The 17,658-nt window shown below is 59.1% G+C and carries 18 protein-coding genes; 9 read left to right on the top strand and 9 right to left on the bottom strand.

Annotation, left to right across the window (positions count from 1 at the left end):
- Positions 1-89 precede the first annotated feature (89 nt).
- The 3 genes from ettA to PMX21_RS07345 form a co-directional block, all read right to left on the bottom strand.
- Positions 90-1,769, bottom strand: a complete 1,680-nt coding sequence (ettA, locus tag PMX21_RS07355; protein WP_055251458.1) for an energy-dependent translational throttle protein EttA — start codon at positions 1,767-1,769, stop codon at positions 90-92.
- A gap of 184 nt (positions 1,770-1,953) precedes the next feature.
- Positions 1,954-2,658 carry an SdpI family protein gene (locus PMX21_RS07350; protein WP_271758937.1) on the bottom strand — a complete coding sequence of 235 codons (705 nt, stop codon included), beginning with the start codon at positions 2,656-2,658 and terminating at the stop codon, positions 1,954-1,956.
- Positions 2,651-2,929 carry an autorepressor SdpR family transcription factor gene (locus PMX21_RS07345; protein ID WP_117794490.1) on the bottom strand — a complete coding sequence of 93 codons (279 nt, stop codon included), beginning with the start codon at positions 2,927-2,929 and terminating at the stop codon, positions 2,651-2,653. The genes PMX21_RS07350 and PMX21_RS07345 overlap by 8 nt, the downstream gene beginning before the upstream one ends.
- A gap of 460 nt (positions 2,930-3,389) precedes the next feature.
- Here PMX21_RS07345 and PMX21_RS07340 point away from each other — a divergent pair, with 460 nt between their 5' ends.
- Together PMX21_RS07340 and PMX21_RS07335 are read left to right on the top strand one after the other, a co-directional pair.
- Positions 3,390-4,187 carry a tRNA threonylcarbamoyladenosine dehydratase gene (locus PMX21_RS07340; protein ID WP_271758935.1) on the top strand — a complete coding sequence of 266 codons (798 nt, stop codon included), beginning with the start codon at positions 3,390-3,392 and terminating at the stop codon, positions 4,185-4,187.
- A 14-nt stretch (positions 4,188-4,201) separates the two neighbouring features.
- Entirely contained in the window at positions 4,202-4,984 is a 783-nt protein-coding gene (locus PMX21_RS07335; RefSeq protein ID WP_271758933.1) for a TatD family hydrolase, read from the top strand.
- Positions 4,985-5,262: 278 nt separating this feature from the next.
- Here the strand turns inward: PMX21_RS07335 and PMX21_RS07330 are convergent, their stop codons facing one another.
- The 3 genes from PMX21_RS07330 to PMX21_RS07320 form a co-directional block, all read right to left on the bottom strand.
- Entirely contained in the window at positions 5,263-6,126 is an 864-nt protein-coding gene (locus PMX21_RS07330) for a PfkB family carbohydrate kinase (RefSeq protein WP_271758931.1), read from the bottom strand.
- Between the two features lie 59 nt (positions 6,127-6,185).
- Positions 6,186-6,845 carry an HAD family hydrolase gene (locus PMX21_RS07325; protein ID WP_230317444.1) on the bottom strand — a complete coding sequence of 220 codons (660 nt, stop codon included), beginning with the start codon at positions 6,843-6,845 and terminating at the stop codon, positions 6,186-6,188.
- A gap of 63 nt (positions 6,846-6,908) precedes the next feature.
- Positions 6,909-7,751 (bottom strand): Cof-type HAD-IIB family hydrolase, encoded by an 843-nt coding sequence (locus PMX21_RS07320; protein ID WP_040358373.1) that lies wholly within the window; start codon positions 7,749-7,751, stop codon positions 6,909-6,911.
- A gap of 489 nt (positions 7,752-8,240) precedes the next feature.
- Here PMX21_RS07320 and PMX21_RS07315 point away from each other — a divergent pair, with 489 nt between their 5' ends.
- From PMX21_RS07315 to PMX21_RS07305, 3 genes are all read left to right on the top strand, one after another.
- Positions 8,241-9,131 (top strand): hypothetical protein, encoded by an 891-nt coding sequence (locus PMX21_RS07315; RefSeq protein WP_271758927.1) that lies wholly within the window; start codon positions 8,241-8,243, stop codon positions 9,129-9,131.
- 63 nt (positions 9,132-9,194) lie between these two features.
- The gene (locus PMX21_RS07310) at positions 9,195-9,812 is read left to right on the top strand and encodes an ATP-dependent Clp protease proteolytic subunit (RefSeq protein ID WP_022094432.1); all 618 of its coding nucleotides are present in this window, start codon (positions 9,195-9,197) and stop codon (positions 9,810-9,812) included.
- Positions 9,805-11,109 carry a VirD4-like conjugal transfer protein, CD1115 family gene (locus PMX21_RS07305; protein WP_271758925.1) on the top strand — a complete coding sequence of 435 codons (1,305 nt, stop codon included), beginning with the start codon at positions 9,805-9,807 and terminating at the stop codon, positions 11,107-11,109. The genes PMX21_RS07310 and PMX21_RS07305 overlap by 8 nt, the downstream gene beginning before the upstream one ends.
- 141 nt (positions 11,110-11,250) lie before the next feature.
- On the opposite strand, the gene pgi is transcribed toward PMX21_RS07305, so the two are convergent.
- Both pgi and PMX21_RS07295 read right to left on the bottom strand, forming a co-directional pair.
- Entirely contained in the window at positions 11,251-12,945 is a 1,695-nt protein-coding gene (pgi, locus tag PMX21_RS07300; RefSeq protein WP_117757367.1) for a glucose-6-phosphate isomerase, read from the bottom strand.
- 199 nt (positions 12,946-13,144) lie between these two features.
- Positions 13,145-13,669: an iron-containing alcohol dehydrogenase gene (locus PMX21_RS07295; RefSeq protein ID WP_158558624.1), complete on the bottom strand. Its 525-nt coding sequence runs from the start codon at positions 13,667-13,669 to the stop codon at positions 13,145-13,147.
- Between the two features lie 201 nt (positions 13,670-13,870).
- Between PMX21_RS07295 and PMX21_RS07290 the strand changes: the two genes are divergently transcribed.
- A complete protein-coding gene (locus tag PMX21_RS07290) occupies positions 13,871-15,397 on the top strand; it encodes a Y-family DNA polymerase (protein ID WP_271758953.1) in 1,527 nt (508 codons plus the stop codon).
- Positions 15,390-15,815 (top strand): hypothetical protein, encoded by a 426-nt coding sequence (locus PMX21_RS07285; RefSeq protein ID WP_271758923.1) that lies wholly within the window; start codon positions 15,390-15,392, stop codon positions 15,813-15,815. Before PMX21_RS07290 ends, PMX21_RS07285 begins: the two co-directional genes overlap by 8 nt.
- Positions 15,816-15,841: 26 nt before the next feature.
- On the opposite strand, the gene PMX21_RS07280 is transcribed toward PMX21_RS07285, so the two are convergent.
- Positions 15,842-16,225 carry a heavy-metal-associated domain-containing protein gene (locus PMX21_RS07280; protein ID WP_271758921.1) on the bottom strand — a complete coding sequence of 128 codons (384 nt, stop codon included), beginning with the start codon at positions 16,223-16,225 and terminating at the stop codon, positions 15,842-15,844.
- Positions 16,226-16,400: 175 nt separating this feature from the next.
- On the opposite strand from PMX21_RS07280, the gene PMX21_RS07275 reads away from it, so the two are divergent.
- Positions 16,401-17,105, top strand: coding sequence for a DUF3793 family protein (locus PMX21_RS07275; protein WP_271758919.1), 705 nt, complete (start codon positions 16,401-16,403; stop codon positions 17,103-17,105).
- Positions 17,106-17,151: 46 nt separating this feature from the next.
- Positions 17,152-17,571, top strand: a complete 420-nt coding sequence (locus PMX21_RS07270) for a flavodoxin (RefSeq protein ID WP_271758917.1) — start codon at positions 17,152-17,154, stop codon at positions 17,569-17,571.
- Positions 17,572-17,658 lie beyond the last annotated feature (87 nt).

The raw sequence follows: 17,658 nt of genomic DNA, 5'->3' as shown, positions 1-17,658 counted from the left end.
ACGCGAGCGACGGCTTGAACGGCAAGATGGGCTGCTTGCGACCCGCGCAGCGTCGAGCAGTTACGCGGTTTGGAAAACCGCGTAACGATCTAGTCGCGCGTCAGCTTACGGTGGATACGATGCGGCTGGGCTGCGTCCTCGCCAAGGCGCTCGATGCGGTTGGCCTGATAGGCCTCGAAGTTGCCCTCAAACCAATACCAGTTGCCCGGATTCTCGTCGGTGCCCTCCCACGCTAGAATGTGCGTGGCGACGCGGTCCAGGAACATACGGTCGTGGCTAATGACCACCGAGCAGCCCGGGAACTCGAGCAGCGCCGCTTCGAGCGAGGACAGCGTCTCGACGTCGAGGTCATTCGTGGGCTCGTCGAGAAGCAGCAGGTTGCCGCCCTGCTTGAGCGTAAGCGCCAAGTTCAGACGGTTGCGCTCGCCACCGGAGAGTACGCCGGCGCGCTTCTGCTGGTCCTGGCCTTTAAAGCCAAAGCTCGCCACATAAGCACGGCTCGGAACCTCGGTCTCACCGACCATCATGTGGTCCAGGCCATCCGAGACGACCTCCCACAGGTTCTTATCGGGGTCGATGCCGGAACGGTTCTGATCGACATAGGAGATCTTGACGGTCTCGCCCACCTCGAGCTCGCCCGAAGTCAGCGGCTCCAGGCCCACGATGGTCTTGAACAGCGTGGTTTTGCCCACACCGTTGGGGCCGATGACACCCACGATACCGTTGCGCGGCAGGGTGAACGATAGGTCGTCGATGAGCACACGGCCATCGAACTCCTTGTGCAGGTGATGAGCCTCGAGCACCTTGTTGCCCAGACGCGGGCCCACGGGGATGCGGATGTCGGTCCAGTCGAGCTTCTGGCTTGCGCGGGCCTCGGCCTCCATCTCCTCGTAACGAGCCAGACGGGCCTTGTTCTTGGCCTGGCGAGCCTTGGGCGAGCTGCGTACCCACTCGAGCTCGGCCTCCATGCGCTTGGCGAGCTTGGCGTCGCGGTTGCCCTGCGCCTCGATACGGGCGGCCTTGGTCTCCAGATACGTGGAGTAGTTGCCCTTGTAGGGATAAAGGTGACCGCGGTCTACCTCGCAGATCCACTCGGCAACGTTATCCAGGAAGTAGCGATCGTGCGTGACGGCAAGCACCGCGCCCTGGTAGTTGTGCAGGAAGTGCTCGAGCCACAGGATCGATTCGGCGTCCAGGTGGTTCGTGGGCTCGTCGAGCAGCAGCAGGTCGGGAGCCTCGAGCAGCAGCTTGCACAGGGCCACGCGACGGCGCTCGCCGCCGGAAAGCACGTTGACCGGCATGTCGGAATCGGGCAGCTGCAGGGCGTCCATGGCCTGGCCGAGCTTGGAATCGATATCCCAGCCGTCGGCGGCGTCGATCTCGTCCTGGAGCTTGCCCATCTCGGCCATGAGGGCGTCCATGTCGCAATCCGGGTCGCACATCTCCTCGCCGATCTTGTTGAAGCGATCGACCTTGGCAATCATGTCGCCAAACGCCATGCGCACGTTCTCGATGACGGTCTTGTCGTCATCGAGCGGCGGCTCCTGCTGCAGGATGCCCACGGTGTAGCCGGGAGTGAGCCTGGCATCGCCGTTGGAGACCTCCTCGATGCCGGCCATAATCTTGAGCAGGGTCGACTTGCCCATACCGTTGGGGCCCACGACGCCGATCTTGGCACCGGGGTAGAAGCTCAGAGTCACGTCGTCAAGGATCACCTTGTCGCCATGGGCCTTGCGAGCCTGATACATCTGGTAGATAAACTCTGCCATTTGCCTGTTCTATCCTTTCTACCTGCTGTTTCCCTATTCTTGATTCGCTTTAGTGGAAACGAAATGAGGGAACCAGCTCTGAAACGTAACGAAAAAGGGGCATGGTTGCCCACACCCCCTAATACTACCTGGGAAAAGTCCCCCGGAACATACCATGAACTGCGTACGCTAGTTTTCCGCAACCTTAACGAGCGGCTCGCTGCGATTGGCGCCACAACAGATACGAGTAGACGTAAACGGCTCCAACCGAACCAAACGCCAGAGCCGCAATCACCGCGGCGACGACTTCACTCGAAAGCACGCTACCTGCCACGCCCATCACAATCAGGCCAATACCCAGCACCATAAAGCAGGCGCCGCCAAAACGCTGCGTACGGCGCCAGTTCTCGGGATCGGCAAGCGCCCAGGGTGTCTTGATACCGAGCGTATAGTTCTGCTTCACACGCGGCAAGTAGTTGCCTACGCCGATGAACAGCAAACCGACAACACCGGAAATCAGCACGTTAACCGAACCGACCGCCGGCACTACGCCCCAGACCGTAAGCTCTCCCAGCCAGCTTATGGCGCACATGAACAAGGTGAAGGCGATTACGAAGCCCTGGTAGAACTTGCCCGAGGTTCGATATGCCTCACCTTTGGGGTCGATGCGCGGCACCATGCAGAACATTGCGAGAAGCGCCAGAGGCAGCACGCCGAGCGCGGAGGCCATCCAACTAGGACCCCAACCGTCGACGGCGCCGTTCGCGCCCCAGTGCGTGGGAATCTGTGCAGGCAGGCTCGGCATCACCATGAGGTGCGCTACAACATTAATAGCGCAGACCACAACAAGCATGGCCCACACGCGCGACGATACCCCCGTGGCGTGAATGCCCTTGTTTTCGTTATTCATCCTTATCACCTTCCGTGTTTGTAAAGCCCATAAACCAACCGATCAAGTCCTGCATGACGGTGGTGTTTAAGCTGTAAACGATGTTTTGGCCATGACGTTCGTCGGTCACCAACCCGGCGTTTTTGAGCGTCGCCAAGTGATGGCTCAACGACGGCTTGCTGATGTCAAAATGCTCGGCAAGCTCCCCGGCCGTGCAATTGCCCTCGCGCAGCAGTTCCAAAATGTGACGCCGTGTAGGATCGGCCAGCGCCTTAAAACCCTCTCCCGGCATAAGACCTCCTCTCATCATCTCTCATGAAGTGCACACTATACTCAATATTTAGATGTTTGTCTAGCTGTCTAATACAGTAACATCTATAGAACATTCGTTCGTGTTTAGTTACAATGGAAGTTGAAGCAGATGGGCCAGCTCCCTCTACCCAAGAAGGAGATGGACTATGAGTATTGACGATGTCCTGACGTTGTTGTTGCTTGTAATCGCGGCTGTGGAGCTCGGCATCCACATTGGAGGTCGAATGAAATAGCCGCCCCCGCGTAATGCGAAGACGGCCACTTCTCACGCTACAAACGTGTTTGGGAGTTGGCCAACCCGCGGCAACGGGTGCCATCTGCTTCATCTTATGCGAATCTCTGCCTCATTTCAACAAGCCCCTAGGGCTCAAATGGAATCGCGATAATACCTATAATGGCGATAGCTAAAACACGATTCGCTTCCCCATCGGAGGATGTCTATGACTGAAACCACAGCCGCAACTCCCAACGAGACACGCGACACCAAGCTCGAGATCATCATGGGCCGCGAGGCACTTAATAAACTCGCCAACGCCACGGTGTTGGTGCTCGGCTGCGGAGGTGTGGGCTCCAATTGCTGCGAGGCACTTGCCCGCAGCGGCATTGGTCATTTCGTCATTCTTGACAAGGACATCATCGCGCCCAGCAATATCAATCGCCAGGCCATCGCCTTTCACAGCACCATCGGCAAGCGCAAGGTGGACGTGATGGAAGCCATGATTCGCGATATCAATCCCGCCGCCACCGTTATCAAGCGCACCGAATACCTGCTGAGCGACAACATCGACGAGTTCTTTGCGAGCGTTTTTGAGCAGACGGGCGGCAAGCTCGACTACGTCGTCGACGCCATCGACACCATCTCGGCCAAGCTCACCATTGCCAAATATGCTCAGGACCACGACATTCGTTTGGTTAGCTCCATGGGCGGGGCCAACAAACTCCATCCCGAGTGCCTCCGCTTTGCCGACATTTTCGATACGGTACGTGACCCCATGAGCCGCATTATGCGCAAAGAATGTAAGAAGCGCGGAATCAAAAGCCTGCACGTGCTGTTTAGCTGCGAGGAATCGGTTAAGACCCAACCCCGCGACCCGTCCAACATCCACGAGCGTACCGAGTTGGGTACCGCCAGCTTTATGCCGCCCATCATGGGTCAGATGATTGCCGGCGAGGTTATCCGCCAGATCAGCGGGCGCGGCACCGAGCGCGTGCGCGCCGACGGCCAACGCCTGGACTAGCGGAGTACGCCGCGATGGAGCCCCGGTTAATTGATGCACACTGCCATCTTGATTTACTGGCTCACCCGGACGCCGTTGCCGATGAGGCGACGGCACTGGGCTTGGGCTTATTTGATTGCGGCGTCGATCCACGTGACTTTTCGGCCGCAAACGAGCGCGCCCATCGCCAACCAGGCATCATCGCCGGCGTCGGCCTCCATCCCTGGTGGCTTGTCGACGACCGCTGCGGTCCTGCCGAAGTCGATCTGCTTTGCGAAGTTGCTGCCCAAGAGCGCTACATCGGCGAAGTCGGACTCGACTTTTCCGCGCGCTTTGCTGGAAGTGAGCCGCTACAAATACAGGCACTCGACCGGCTCTGCGATGCGCTCGCGCAGCATCCTCTTACCGGACGCGTGATATCAATTCACGCCGTTCGTTCAGCAGGAGCCGTACTGGACGTCTTCGAATCGCATGGACCACTCATCCCAAACCCCGACTCCCCCGCTATCATCTTCCACTGGTTTAGCGGTACTTCGGACGAACTCGTCCGCGCGCGAAACGCAGGCTGCTATTTTTCCGTGAACGAGCGTATGCTCGCCACCAAGCGCGGTCGCGAATACGCCCGACAGATTCCACTCGATCGTTTACTGCTCGAGACCGATGCACCAGCCGAGCCAAACACAGAAACAAGCGCACAGTCGCTCATCAGATCGCTCACAAGGACCTCAGAACGCATCGCCTCGCTCAAGAATTGTGACGCAAAGCGCATCGAGTCGGCAGTTTTAACAAATGCGCACTCTGTTTTTGACCTTCGCTAACCCCGGTGGGCAAAAAATGCCAAATATGAGTACTGTTGCAAATCCAGTCACATTATTTTACGGCAAAATAGTGCCTTGATAATGTACAGCTATCCGTTATCAAGGCACTTTAAGGTGGTTAAAGTCATTTTTAGCAGGTTTTAATCACTCGCAGACACCCAACTAGGCCCTCAATAGCTTAATTTCGCTGTTACTAAATTAGTGACAGTACTCATATTTAGCATTTTTTGTCCATGGAGTCCCGGGGGGCGACAATTCGACTCCCCGGGACTGCTCACCTATTCGGAAATCGGCACTCCATGGCCCCAGGAGCCTTCCATGCCGCATACGGTCGAAGCAAACCCCGCCGCAAAGTCGAGTGCACGCTCGATGGCCTCGGCACCATCCTCGCCACGCTTGACGGAATCGAGATAACACATCAGGAACGAAGTCAGGAATGAGTCGCCCGCACCCATGGTGTCCTTCATATCCGTTACCGGCTTAGCCAGTTGGCGGTAATAACGATCGCCATCATAGGCAATGCAGCCCTCAGCGCCAGCCGTTGCCGATACGAAACGCGGACCTAGGCTCCTCACCCATGCCAGACGCTCGCGAATCTCATCCTCACTCGCGGCGTCTGCCGCGCTAAAGAACGCGAAGTCAACGTAGGGAGCAATCTGCTCGTAGTACTCGTCGGTCGAATCGTCCGAGAAGTCAAACGAAACCGTGATGCCCGCGGCCTTCAACTTGGGAAGTTCACGCTCGGTAAAGCAATAGTTGCCCGAGTGGACTACGTCGAACTGCTTCATGTACGCAAGGTCAAAGCGATCGAGCACATAGCGCGCATCACCACGGATGCCACCCTCATTGGAGCCAAGGAAAACACGGTCGCCGTTAACGACGGTCACGCGCGCAGCACCATTCTCACCGATGAGCTGCTTGCATTTGGCTAGTTCAACGTCCTCATCTTCAAGACTCGCAATCACGTGCTCGGCAGCAGCGTCATTACCAAAGATGCCCATATACGCGGAGCGCGCGGCTCCGCATTTCTTGGCATACACGGCAAAGTTCACCGCATTGCCACCCGGATACATCGTGCGAATATGCTCGTAGCGGTCGACGACGTTGTCGCCAAACCCCAGTGCGCTCACGTTAAATGCCATAGCGCGCCCCTCTCTTATGCCAACGGAACCACTGTTGTGACAGCAGTACCGCCCAGGATCTACGCGAGTTCCAGTAGCTCCGGCAGCTGGTCGATAATCTTGTCCGCGGCATCCTGGCTAAAGCCAAAGCGTTCCTCGCGCTTGGCAATGACTGTCAGGCCGGCTCGCTTGCCAGCGGTGATGCCAGGCACCGAATCCTCGACGCAGCAGCAGCGATTCGCGGGCAGCCCCAGCAGGTCCAGCGCATGCAGGTAGATGTCGGGCTCGGGCTTGCTCTCCTTAAACTGCTCGCCGCTCACCACATACTCAAAGGCATCCGACAGCCCGCACGCATTGAGCACTTCCTCGATACTAACCATGGGAGACGAGCTGGCAAGTGCCACGCGAACGCCGCGGCGCGGCAGCTCTCGAATCGTATCCACGGCGCCTGGGTTAATCAAAGCCTGATAGTCGCGCGGACGCTTATGAGCCCATTCGTCCCAACGGGCCAACGCTTCCTCGCCAGTGAAATGCCCCTTACCGGCACGCTCAAACCAATCGACCAGCATATGCAGGAAGAACTGATGCGAGGTACCGACCTGCCCATTCAACTCCTCTTGAGTCAGATTAAGCCCAAGCTCCTTGGCAAACGCGGCGGTCTCGCCCAGGTAGTAATACTCGGTATCGACAATCACGCCGTCCATGTCAAAGATAACGGCGTCGAACGGAAATGCGGACACGGCACCCTCCCTAACAAAAGGGCGCCCGCAAGCGGACGCCCGAACCATGCATTATCGGCGATTCTAACCCAGCAGCTTATCCAGCGCCACCGCAATACCATCTTCGTTGTTATTGGCGGTCACCATCTGGGCCACAGCCTTAACCTCATCGACGGCGTTTCCCATGGCAACACCGGTACCAGCCCACTCGATCATGGACTTGTCGTTCTGGCCGTCGCCAAACGATACGACCTCGCTGGCATCGATGCCGAGCTTGGGCAGGGCACCCTCGAGCGCGCGGGCCTTGTCAATACCGGGCGCCGTGTACTCAAAGTACCAGTCGGCCGTAAACATGCCCGAAAGCGTCTGCTTAAAGGGCGCATACATCTCCTCGTAATGCGCCTGCAGGTAGGCCGGATCGCCCGCCGTCAGCAGCTTGTCCACGGGATAAGTGTCCACGACCTCATGCAAGCTCTCGACCTCGCGGATCTTAAGGTCGCAGGCATCGCGCTCGTATTTGACAATGTTTTTCTGCGAGCCATCCGGCAGCGTAATCATGCAGTGGTACGAGTCCTCGACATGCAAGTCGCGACCGAGCGAGATCATGGGGATCACATCATAGTTTTGCAGATGATCAATCAGACGGTGCAGCTCGTCAGCCGGCATGGCCTGGTCAAAAAGAACCTCATCGGTCTGAGCGTCGACCACATGCGCGCCATTGAAAGCGACTAGCAGACCATCATGGTTTTGAAGGTCGAGCTCCTGCGCCAAGGCGTGCAGCCCCCATGCGGGACGACCCGAAGCCAAGATGAGCTTAATGCCCGACTCCTGCGCCGCGAGCAGCTTCTCGCGCGTACGCGGGCTAATCACTTTCTGGTCGTTGGTGAGCGTACCGTCGATATCCATCGCGATGGCCTTGATTGCCATATGTGCCTCCTTGCATCGTTTTTATCGCGCACTATCTTATCCGAGCCGGGGCACGTTCGCACAGCGCGCGTATGACGGTTGCAAAACCACCCCATTTGAAACAAAGACAAAAAAGTACTTGCAAAGACGCGTTCCGACATATAAGTTGATAAAAGACCGCCGTTGCGGTTTTAAGTAGATCGAGCATATGAAGTTTGAGTTTTAGCGTGTAAGAGAAGGAAGATCGGCAAAGTACAACCCCAAACGCAATGACAACTTAATGAGGTAACTGCCACATGTGAGGCACCCAGGGCATTGCTGTCTCGATTTTGAGAACGATGCCTTCCGCCTTGCATGGGCCGTTCCATCCCGTCCCTGCAGCAACTGCCTCACGGGCTCATTGAAAACCGCATAGCACCCCAACGTCAGCACATCACCCACGGCAAGCGCATCACTCACGACAACCAGCACATCAACAAACAGCACGAACATCAACCGATTGGAGAAGCTATGACAAACCACCACGCTGAAGACGGCGATAAGAAAAGCATTCTGGATGCCCGCATTGAGCGAGCATATGCAAACGAATATGACGCCGCCTTTGCCGCCGCGACCATCAAGAACTACGCGTCGCTACCGCTCGCGACGATCTTGGCCGACCACCCTCAACTGCTGAAGCGCTGCACAAAGATCATGGGCGACCCCGACATTCGCAAGCTGACAGACCCCTATGCCCCAAAACGCGACAACGATTCGTACGTTCTTACCGTAGGCTGCCTAGCCCATATGCTTACGGCGCTCGACACGAAACTCAAGCTCGAATGGGAACCCGACGAGCGTCATGAACTCGAAAGCAAGCGGAACACCCTGCGCACCGCACTGTTCCTTCCGTTGGACGGCCTCAAGCGCTGCAACGTCGAGCTCAATACACAGGCGCGGCAAAAGCCCGGGACCACGGGGCAGAAAACTCCAAGACCCCATGCGGCCATCGTCGACCGCAACCGATATAACCGCATGACCGCGCACTTTTCTGCCGAGGGAGCAGCCATAAGGACGCTGATCGACCTGCTGTGCCTCCTGAACATCAACGAGCTATTTGAGGGCTATCTCGCCCTTGTTCCCGCGACGGCACCCAAGTCGGTAGCAAAGATCATCGAGACCTGCAGACGCCAGTTTGAGCGCCATCGCAATGGCAGCGAGATGAACGCCAGCATCGCGCAGTACTACGCGGCTCATTACAAAAATGACGGATGTGCCCCTATCGAGCATCAGCTGCGGCTCGCCTACACCACGCCCGTCGCAACGCTCCATCGCTTTGGAGCCCTTGGCGCTTGCGAGCCGCACGGACAGGCAGCCTGCCCCACAACCGAGCTCGATCTCAGGCTCGGACGAACCCTGTAGCCCGCCAGCCCCTCCGCGGGCAGCGACTCTATTCCACAACACCACCAACAGAAAGGAGTCCTCATGGACACCAATCATTCCCCCATCATCAGCCCCCTCACCATGCGTGAATCCGCCCGAGGTATCACGCTCACCAGCATTTACGATGAGATGCTCGCCCGTCGCGAGCTCTCCGTCATGGGAAACATCGAAACCCCGATGGCCCACGACCTATGCCAGCAGATTCGTCTGCTCGATGCCACCGACCCCAGCCGCCCCATCACCATATTTGTCGCCAGCGCCGGCGGAAGCGTGCGATCGGGTCTTGCGATCTATGACGCCATGCGCCTCGCATCGTGCCCCATCCGCACCGTCTGTCTGGAATTCGCCGCGTCCATGGGCGCCGTGATCTTTATGGGCGGCGACGATCGCCGTATGGCGCCCCATGCAGAGCTCATGATTCATGACCCGCTGATCCCCCAGGGGGCAGGCGGCTCGGCACTTGCGTTGCAGGAAACCAGCCGGCGTCTCATGCAGACCCGCAAGACCCTCACGCAAATCCTCTCGGACCGCAGCGGCCTCACGCCCAAGCGCATCCAGTCCCTCACTGCAAAAGACACCTACCTTTCGGCCGAGCGCGCCGTCGAGCTCGGCTTTGCCCACGAAATTCTCTCGACCACCAAGGAGGTCGCCCATGTCTAACCTCGCCAGCCGCCTCGCCGCATCTGAGTCCGCATCGTCCACCATCCTCGCCAAGGATCGAACGCTCTCCTGCGACACCCGCCAAACGGGACTCAACAACAACGCACTTGTGATCGGCCCCTCGGGAGCCGGCAAGACCCGAAACGTCCTCAAGCCCAACCTGCTGCAAATGAACGCAAGCTACATCGTGCTCGACACCAAAGGCACGCTCTGTCGCGAAGTGGGACCCGTGCTGGCAGCCCACGGTTACCGCGTGCAATGTCTCAACTTCGCCGACCTCAACACCGTCCCGGCCCTTGCGCCCGGCATCGAGCGCTGCGGCTACAACCCCCTGAGGCACATTCGCCGCAAGGCGGACGGCAGGCCCAACCAGCAGGACATCCTCTCGGTGGCAAAGGCCATCTGCCCCATCGAGGACAACAACCAGCCTTTTTGGGATCATGCGGCGGCAAACCTGCTGTCGTGTCTTATCGCCTACGTCACCGAACAGCTACCCGCCGACGAGCAGACGATCAGCTCGGTCATCAAGCTGATCGAGCACCTGCAGGACGGTGCCACGGGTCGATTGTTTGACGACCTGATCACGACCGACCCCCAAAGCTATGCCCTCTCGCTATGGCGGCGCTACGCCATTACGCAAAATGCCGAGCGCATGCACGCGAGCATCGTCGGCATCCTTGCCGAAAAGGTCATGTGTCTGGGATTCGACGGTGCGGCACAGCTCTATCGTGAGTGCCATCAGGTGGACTTCGCTTCCATGGGACACACCCCCTGCGCCCTGTTTGTAACCGTAAGCGATATTGACCGCAATCTCGATCCGCTGACCGACCTCTTTATTACGCAAGCGTTTATGGGCCTCATTCGTGAGGCCGATAGGCAGCCCGACGGCAGCCTGCCCGTGCCCGTGCGCTTTATGCTCGATGACTTCGCAAATCTGCAGATCCCCCAGATCGACAACGTGCTCTCGATTATCCGAAGCCGCAACATCTGGGCAACGCTGCTGCTGCAGTCGACCAACCAGCTCGATGCGCTCTATGGCGAGGCACGCGCACGCTCCATCATGGGCAACTGCGACACGCATCTGGTGCTGGCGTTCCAGGATCCCGAGAGTGCCCGGGTGTTTTCCGACCGCGCCGACGCGCTGCCCAGCACGCTCATGGCGACGCCGATCGATCGCTCGTGGCTCTTTGTACGCGGTCGCACTCCCGAACAGGTCGAGCGCTTTAGGCTCGAAGACCATCCGCTCTACGGGGAGCTGCCCGAGGCGCAGCGAGGCCATGCGGAGGCCGAGATCTAGGCGCAGGGTTCTCGCAGCGCGCGACGCCCCGGCGATGCTCCACAAAGGCCGTGCGCCCCGGGACCACGGCAAAGCAAAGGGGCCCGCATCCGATAGGATACGGGCCCCTGACTATAAGGCGCGATGCGTTAACAGCAGCGACTACTTGCGATGCGCGCGATAGAACTCGATGAGCGCCTGGGTCGAAGCGTCCTGCTCGGCCTTGGCGGCATCGTCGTGGAAGGCAGGGGTGATCTGCTTGGCAAGCTGCTTGCCCAGCTCAACACCCCACTGGTCATAGGAGTCGATGCCCCAGACCGTACCCTCGACAAACGTGATGTGCTCGTACAGGGCGATGAGCTCACCGAGTGCGAACGGGGTCAGCGTGTCGCCAAAGATCGAGGTCGTCGGGCGGTTGCCCTCAAAGCAACGGGCCGGGACGATCTGCTCGGGCGTGCCCTCGGCACGAACTTCGTCGGCCGTCTTGCCAAAGGCGAGCGCCTTGGTCTGGGCCAGGAAGTTGCCCAGGAACAGCTCATGCACGTCCTGGCCGCTATCGGTCGCAGGGTTGGCGGTATTGGCAAAGGCGATGAAATCGGCCGGGACCACCACAGTGCCCTGGTGCAGCAGCTGGTAGAAGGCATGCTGGCCGTTGGTGCCGGGCTCGCCCCAGAAGATCTCACCGGTGTCGGAGGTCACGGCGCTGCCGTCCCAACGGACATGCTTGCCGTTGGACTCCATGGTGAGCTGCTGCAGGTAGGCCGGGAAACGGTGCAGGTACTGGCAGTACGGCAGCACGGCATGGCTCTTGGAACCGAAGAAGTTGACGTACCAGACGTTGAACAGGCCCATTAGCGCGACGGCGTTGTTCTCGAGCGGGGTATTGCAGAAGTACTCGTCGATGGCGTGGAAGCCCTCGAGGAACTGCTGGAAGCGCTCGGGGCCGAGCACGACGATCAGCGACAGGCCCACGGCGGAGTCAACAGAATAGCGGCCGCCGACCCAGTTCCAGAAACCGAAGGCGTTGGCAGGGTCGATGCCGAAGGCCTCGACCTTCTCGAGCGCGGTGGAGACGGCGACGAAGTGCTTTGCCACGGCCTCGGCGTTCTGCTCATCGGAGCCGTCGATGGCGCCCTGAGCCTTGAGCTGCTCGAGCATCCAGGTCTTGACCTCGCGAGCGTTGGTGAGGGTCTCGAGCGTGGTGAAGGTCTTGGAGACGATGATCACGAGCGTGGTCTCGGGGTCCAAACCCTTAAGCTTCTCGGCCTGGTCGTTGGGGTCGATGTTGGAGATGTAGCGGCAGTCGATACCGGCGTCAGCATAGGGACGCAGAGCCTCGTAAGCCATGACCGGGCCCAGATCGGAGCCGCCGATGCCGATGGACACCAGGTGCTCGATCTTCTTGCCGGTAACGCCCTTCCACTCACCGGAGCGCACGCGCTCGGCGAAGGCATACATGCGGTCGAGGACCTCGTGCACGTCGGCGACGACGTCCTGGCCGTCGACAATGAGCTGGCCCTTCTCGCTTGCCGGGCGACGAAGCGCGGTGTGCAGGACGGCGCGGTCCTCGGTGGTGTTGATGTGCTCGCCGGAGAACATGGCGTCGCGGCGCTCCTCGAGCTTCACCTCGCGGGCAAGATCGCACAGCAGCTTGACGGTCTCATCGGTCACCAGGTTCTTGGACAGGTCGAAGTGCAGGTCACCGGCGTCAAAGCTCAGCTTGTTCACGCGCTCCGCATCGGCAGCGAACCATGCCTTAAGGTCGATACCCTCGGCCTCGAGCTTCTCCTGATGGGCCTCGAGCGCCTTCCAAGCGGCGGTCGACGTAGCGTCGATAGGTGCGGCAACAGTTGCCATAAAGTCCTCCTCAACATACGGGCGCATACCTCCATGCGCCCGGATAATCAGATGACCCTATTCTAGCGCAGGTCAAGACCGTAATCAGCGAGCGTTGCCAATCCGCCCCTAAACGGCGACCGACCAAAAAGGGACAGGTTAATTTTGGCAGGTCAAACGCTTTACCTACCAAAATTAACCTGTCCCTTCCTGGCAGATATTAGGCCGCAGCGCAGACGCTACCGAGCAACTCACGCAAAGGAGACCCGATGCCCTCCAGCAGTTCGGGCGCGATAATGGCAAAAACGGGAACCTCGCCGGTGCCCACGACAGCAGGCACCTTGCCCTCCGAGACAATGCATCCATAAGGCACAAAGCCGTCTTCGCCGGCATCGAGCGCCGCCATGCGACGCGCGAGCTCACGCGCAAAGCCGGCAGTATCGGCATCGCCAATCGCCAGGACAAAGTCCACGCCTTCGTCGGTCGCCAGGGCTACGGCCTCATCGACCAAATCGTCTCCCCCGTCGCCCCCGACCAAGCCGCAGCGAAAAAGCACGCGTTCGAGCAGAGCTCGATCAAGCGAGCCGAGCGCCGCCGAGACGAGCTCATCGTGCGTATGTTTGTCACCGCCCAACACGACCAGCGCCTTGGTGCCACCGTAGTGAGCGACCAATCGTCCGCACCAGCGAGCCACGTCTCCATCCGCAACAAGGCGCGTCGGCATACCAAACCCATAATTGACCATCTTTTCCACAACCCTTCCGTGCGTATAGGCGGTATCGATCGTTAGGCTCATGCTACGAAGCGAGCTTTTCCGAGCTGTTTCGCGCTCTTTAGGGCTGCGTTAAAAACCCGATGCAGCCGCACGACCATACCCGCCAAAAAGGGACAGGTTTTGACGGTGTCTGGTCGAGCGGGTATTATCGAACAGGTATTCGATAAGAACATGTGTTTGATGGGAGGACGCGTGGCGCACGAGCAGCACACCTACATCTGCATCGACCTCAAGACGTTTTATGCCAGCGTCGAGTGCGTGGACCGCGGGCTCGATCCACTCACCACCAACCTGGTCGTTGCCGACGAATCACGCGGACGCACGACCATCTGCCTCGCCATCACACAGGCCATGAAGGACCTCGGGATACACAATCGCTGCCGTCTGTTCGAAATTCCCGATGGCATCGACTACATCACGGCCGTACCGCGCATGCAGCATTACATGGAGGTGTCGGCGAAAATCTACGGTATCTATCTGGAATACGTCAGCCCCCAGGACGTGCACGTCTACTCCATCGATGAGTGCTTTATCGACGTGACGCCCTATCTGGACCTCTATCACACCGATGCGGAAGGGTTCGCCTGCACGCTGCGCGACGAGGTCCTCGCGCGCACCGGCATCACGGCGACGGTCGGCATCGGCCCCAACCTATTCCAGGCCAAGGTAGCGCTCGACATTACCGCCAAGCACGTACCCAGCCGCATCGGCATACTCGACGACGAGACCTTTCGCAAGGAGATCTGGCCCCATCGCCCCATCACCGACATCTGGGGCATCGGCCCCGGCGTGGCAGCCCGACTCGAAAAGTATGGCGTCTACGACCTGATGGGCGTCGCCGCCCTTGACGAAAACCTGCTCTACGACGAGCTCGGCGTCAATGCCGAATATCTTATCGATCACGCCTTCGGACGCGAGCCGACAACCATCGCCGATATCCAAGCCTATCGCCCGCAGGCAACTTCGACCACCACAGGACAGGTGCTCTCGAAGGGTTATGCCTACGAACAGGCCTATACCGTCTTGCGCGAGATGGTCGACAACGCCGTTTTAGACTTGGTCGATAAGCACGTGGTCTGCGACAGCATCTCGCTCTTTGTGGGCTACGCGAGCGAACGCGCCGACATACGCCGCCTCGACGCCAGCGGTACAGCGCAGTATGTGGACGGATGCGGGCACCTGCGCTCGAGCACATCGAGTATCGAACCCACCGCAACCGCCGGCCCCGAGCTCGCGCCCCGTGCGCCCAAGCCCGTCCAGCGCGATGACGAACGGCGTCGCCTGGTGCGCGAAGCGCAGGCAATCGATGGCATCTTTGTGGGAGAGCATGGCGGCAAACCGCGCGGTGGCTATGCCGCACTCTTTGCGCACTCCAACGCCTCGCGAAAGCTGCCCGAGCGTACCAATTCGTTTAAGAAGATCATGGGCTATTTCGATGAGCTCTGGGCGCAGACTGTCGATCCCAAACGACCGGTCAAGCGCATCAACCTGGGATTTGGCAACCTCATGCCCGAGGAATTTGCCACCATCGATCTGTTCAGCGATATCGAGGCCGATGAGCGCGAGCGCGACCTGGCGCGCGCCGTCCTGGCCGTGAAAGGCAAGTACGGCAAGAACGCGCTCGTCAAGGGATTAAGCTTTACCGCCGGCGCCACCGCGCGCGAACGCAACGAACAAGTTGGAGGACATCGTGCCTAAGTCCCAACAACAGCCGATGCGGCCACCGACACCTTTTGAACGCCTAGCGGACCCCGAGGGAAGACGTCGCTCCGCCGACCCAAAGCTCACCGCCAACGGCACCGTCCGTGCCGGCCGTGCCGCGCAGTTTATGCCCTTTGCCACCCTCACGGGATACTACGAGCTCGTGCGTAAACAAGAGATCACCGCCGAGCCAAAATGCGAACTCACAGAAGAAAAAGCCCTCGAACTTTCGAAAAAGCTCGAGGGCCTCAAGCGTGGCGACTTGGTTCGTGTCACCTATTACGATACATACGGCTATCGCAGCCGCACCGGCATCCTCGACGAGGCGCTCCCTGCTTTCAAACTCCTCAAGCTCAAAGATATCGCCATCGACTTCGACGACATCCAGGACATCGAGCTACGCGGACGAGCCTAGACAAGGACGCGCATCCAAGGCAAGGCCTACAGCGTCATAACGTAGTAACCCGCATCTCTCACGGCAGCCTCAAGGACACCGCGATCGATCGGCCGCTTGGAGCGCACGCGCGCTGTGTGGTCCGCATACGTCACCGTTGCCCACACGCCATCCAGCGCATTGAGGGCATTGGCTACGTTCTGAGCGCAGCCGTCACAGCTCATGCCGCCGATGAGCAGCTCATCGCTATAGGGGTAGTGGGACGGATCGGTATCCGCAACCACTACCTTCTTGGCCTTCTTACCGCTCGTGCCATCGCTGCAGCAGCTCTTTCCGTGTGTCGAAGCGACAATGCGACGCAGTCCAAAAAACATGCCGACGGCAATGACGGCCAACACGATGAGATTCGCAGGGTTGAGCAAGTCGCTCATGCGTTCCCCTTTCAAGTAGCACTATCTAGATACCCCCATGGGGTGTCCCCATCTTAACCCAAAATCGTGTCCGTTCGGTCAATTAGTTTCCCTCTTCAAACTTTTTTGTTGACCATGGCTTACTTTCGTGTATAAGTTTTCCTAGGCTAACAACTGAGGACCCGAAAGGAGCATCGTGACTCGAACCATTGACATCCCAACATACCAAACGGCTGTCGTGCGCAACTGCTCCCCTACGCTCGCAGGCATCAAGCCGGCTTCGCTCTTTACCTATCCCGGCGTCTACGCCAACCAAAACGGAAAACCCGGCGCCGCCCATATCGAAGAGCGACGCTCTCGCCTGCTCGCCGTCATAGCCCAATGCAACCGCGAGCTCCAGCCACTCGGAATCCATATGAGCGTTTTGGTCTGGCGCCCCTGCGGAGCGCTCATCTATGTGTATCGCCCTGCGGACCTCATGCGATACCTCTCCGACCCCCGTGCCACGACGGCGCTAGCCGCCGAAGGTTACGATGTCCACAACCTGCCCGCATCCCTGGTGCATCTCGCCGCGCGCATCACGCTGGCAAGCAGCAATGCCGCAGAAAGCGCCTATGACGGCAGCGTCTGCGCACTCGCGCGAAATAGGCACTGCGATACGGGGTGCATATGCGAGTTCCCCCACGAAATTGGCTATTTTTTGGGCTATCCCTACGAAGATGTCCATCAGTTTATCGTCCAGCACGGCGAAAACTATAAGGTCTTTGGCGCATGGAAGGTATACACAAACGTTGAGCAGGCGCTCACGACCTTCGATTCCTATCGCGCATGCACGCAATACCTTACCTACATCTATCAACAGGGCTGCACCCTGGAACAACTTGTCCAGGCAACCCGATAGAGCATACAAGACGCGGCCGCACGCCGCACAACCGAAAGGAAGACATATGAGCAAGATCGCCGTCGTCAACTGGAGCGGTACAGGCAACACCGAGGCCATGGCAAACTTCGTTGCCGAGGGTGCAACCGGTGCCGGCGCCGAGGCAGAGGTCATCTCCTGCGCCGACTTCTCCGCAGACAAGGCCGCCAACTATGACGCCATTGCCTTCGGCTGCCCCGCCATGGGTTCCGAGGAGCTTGAGTATGACGAGTTCCAGCCTATGTGGGACGAGGTCAAGGAGACCCTCGGCGATAAGAAGGTCGTCCTCTTTGGCTCTTATTCGTGGGCCGAGGGCGAGTGGATGGACAACTGGAAGGCCGATGCCGACGAGGCGGGCGTCAATGTCATCGATTCCGTCATTTGCTACGATGCGCCCGACGATGAGGGCGAGACCGCTTGCAAGGCCCTCGGAGCCGAGCTCGCGTAACGAACCCAGGACCTCCAAAAGAGTCTGCATCAAAGCGCATCCTTATCCCTACAAAAGAGCGGGGGCTGGATTCAAGTCCAGCCCCCG

The sequence above is a fragment of the Collinsella aerofaciens genome, from assembly GCF_028209885.1.
Taxonomy (GTDB): Bacteria; Actinomycetota; Coriobacteriia; order Coriobacteriales; family Coriobacteriaceae; genus Collinsella; species Collinsella aerofaciens_BA.
This window is presented reverse-complemented; position numbering and strand designations above follow the sequence as displayed.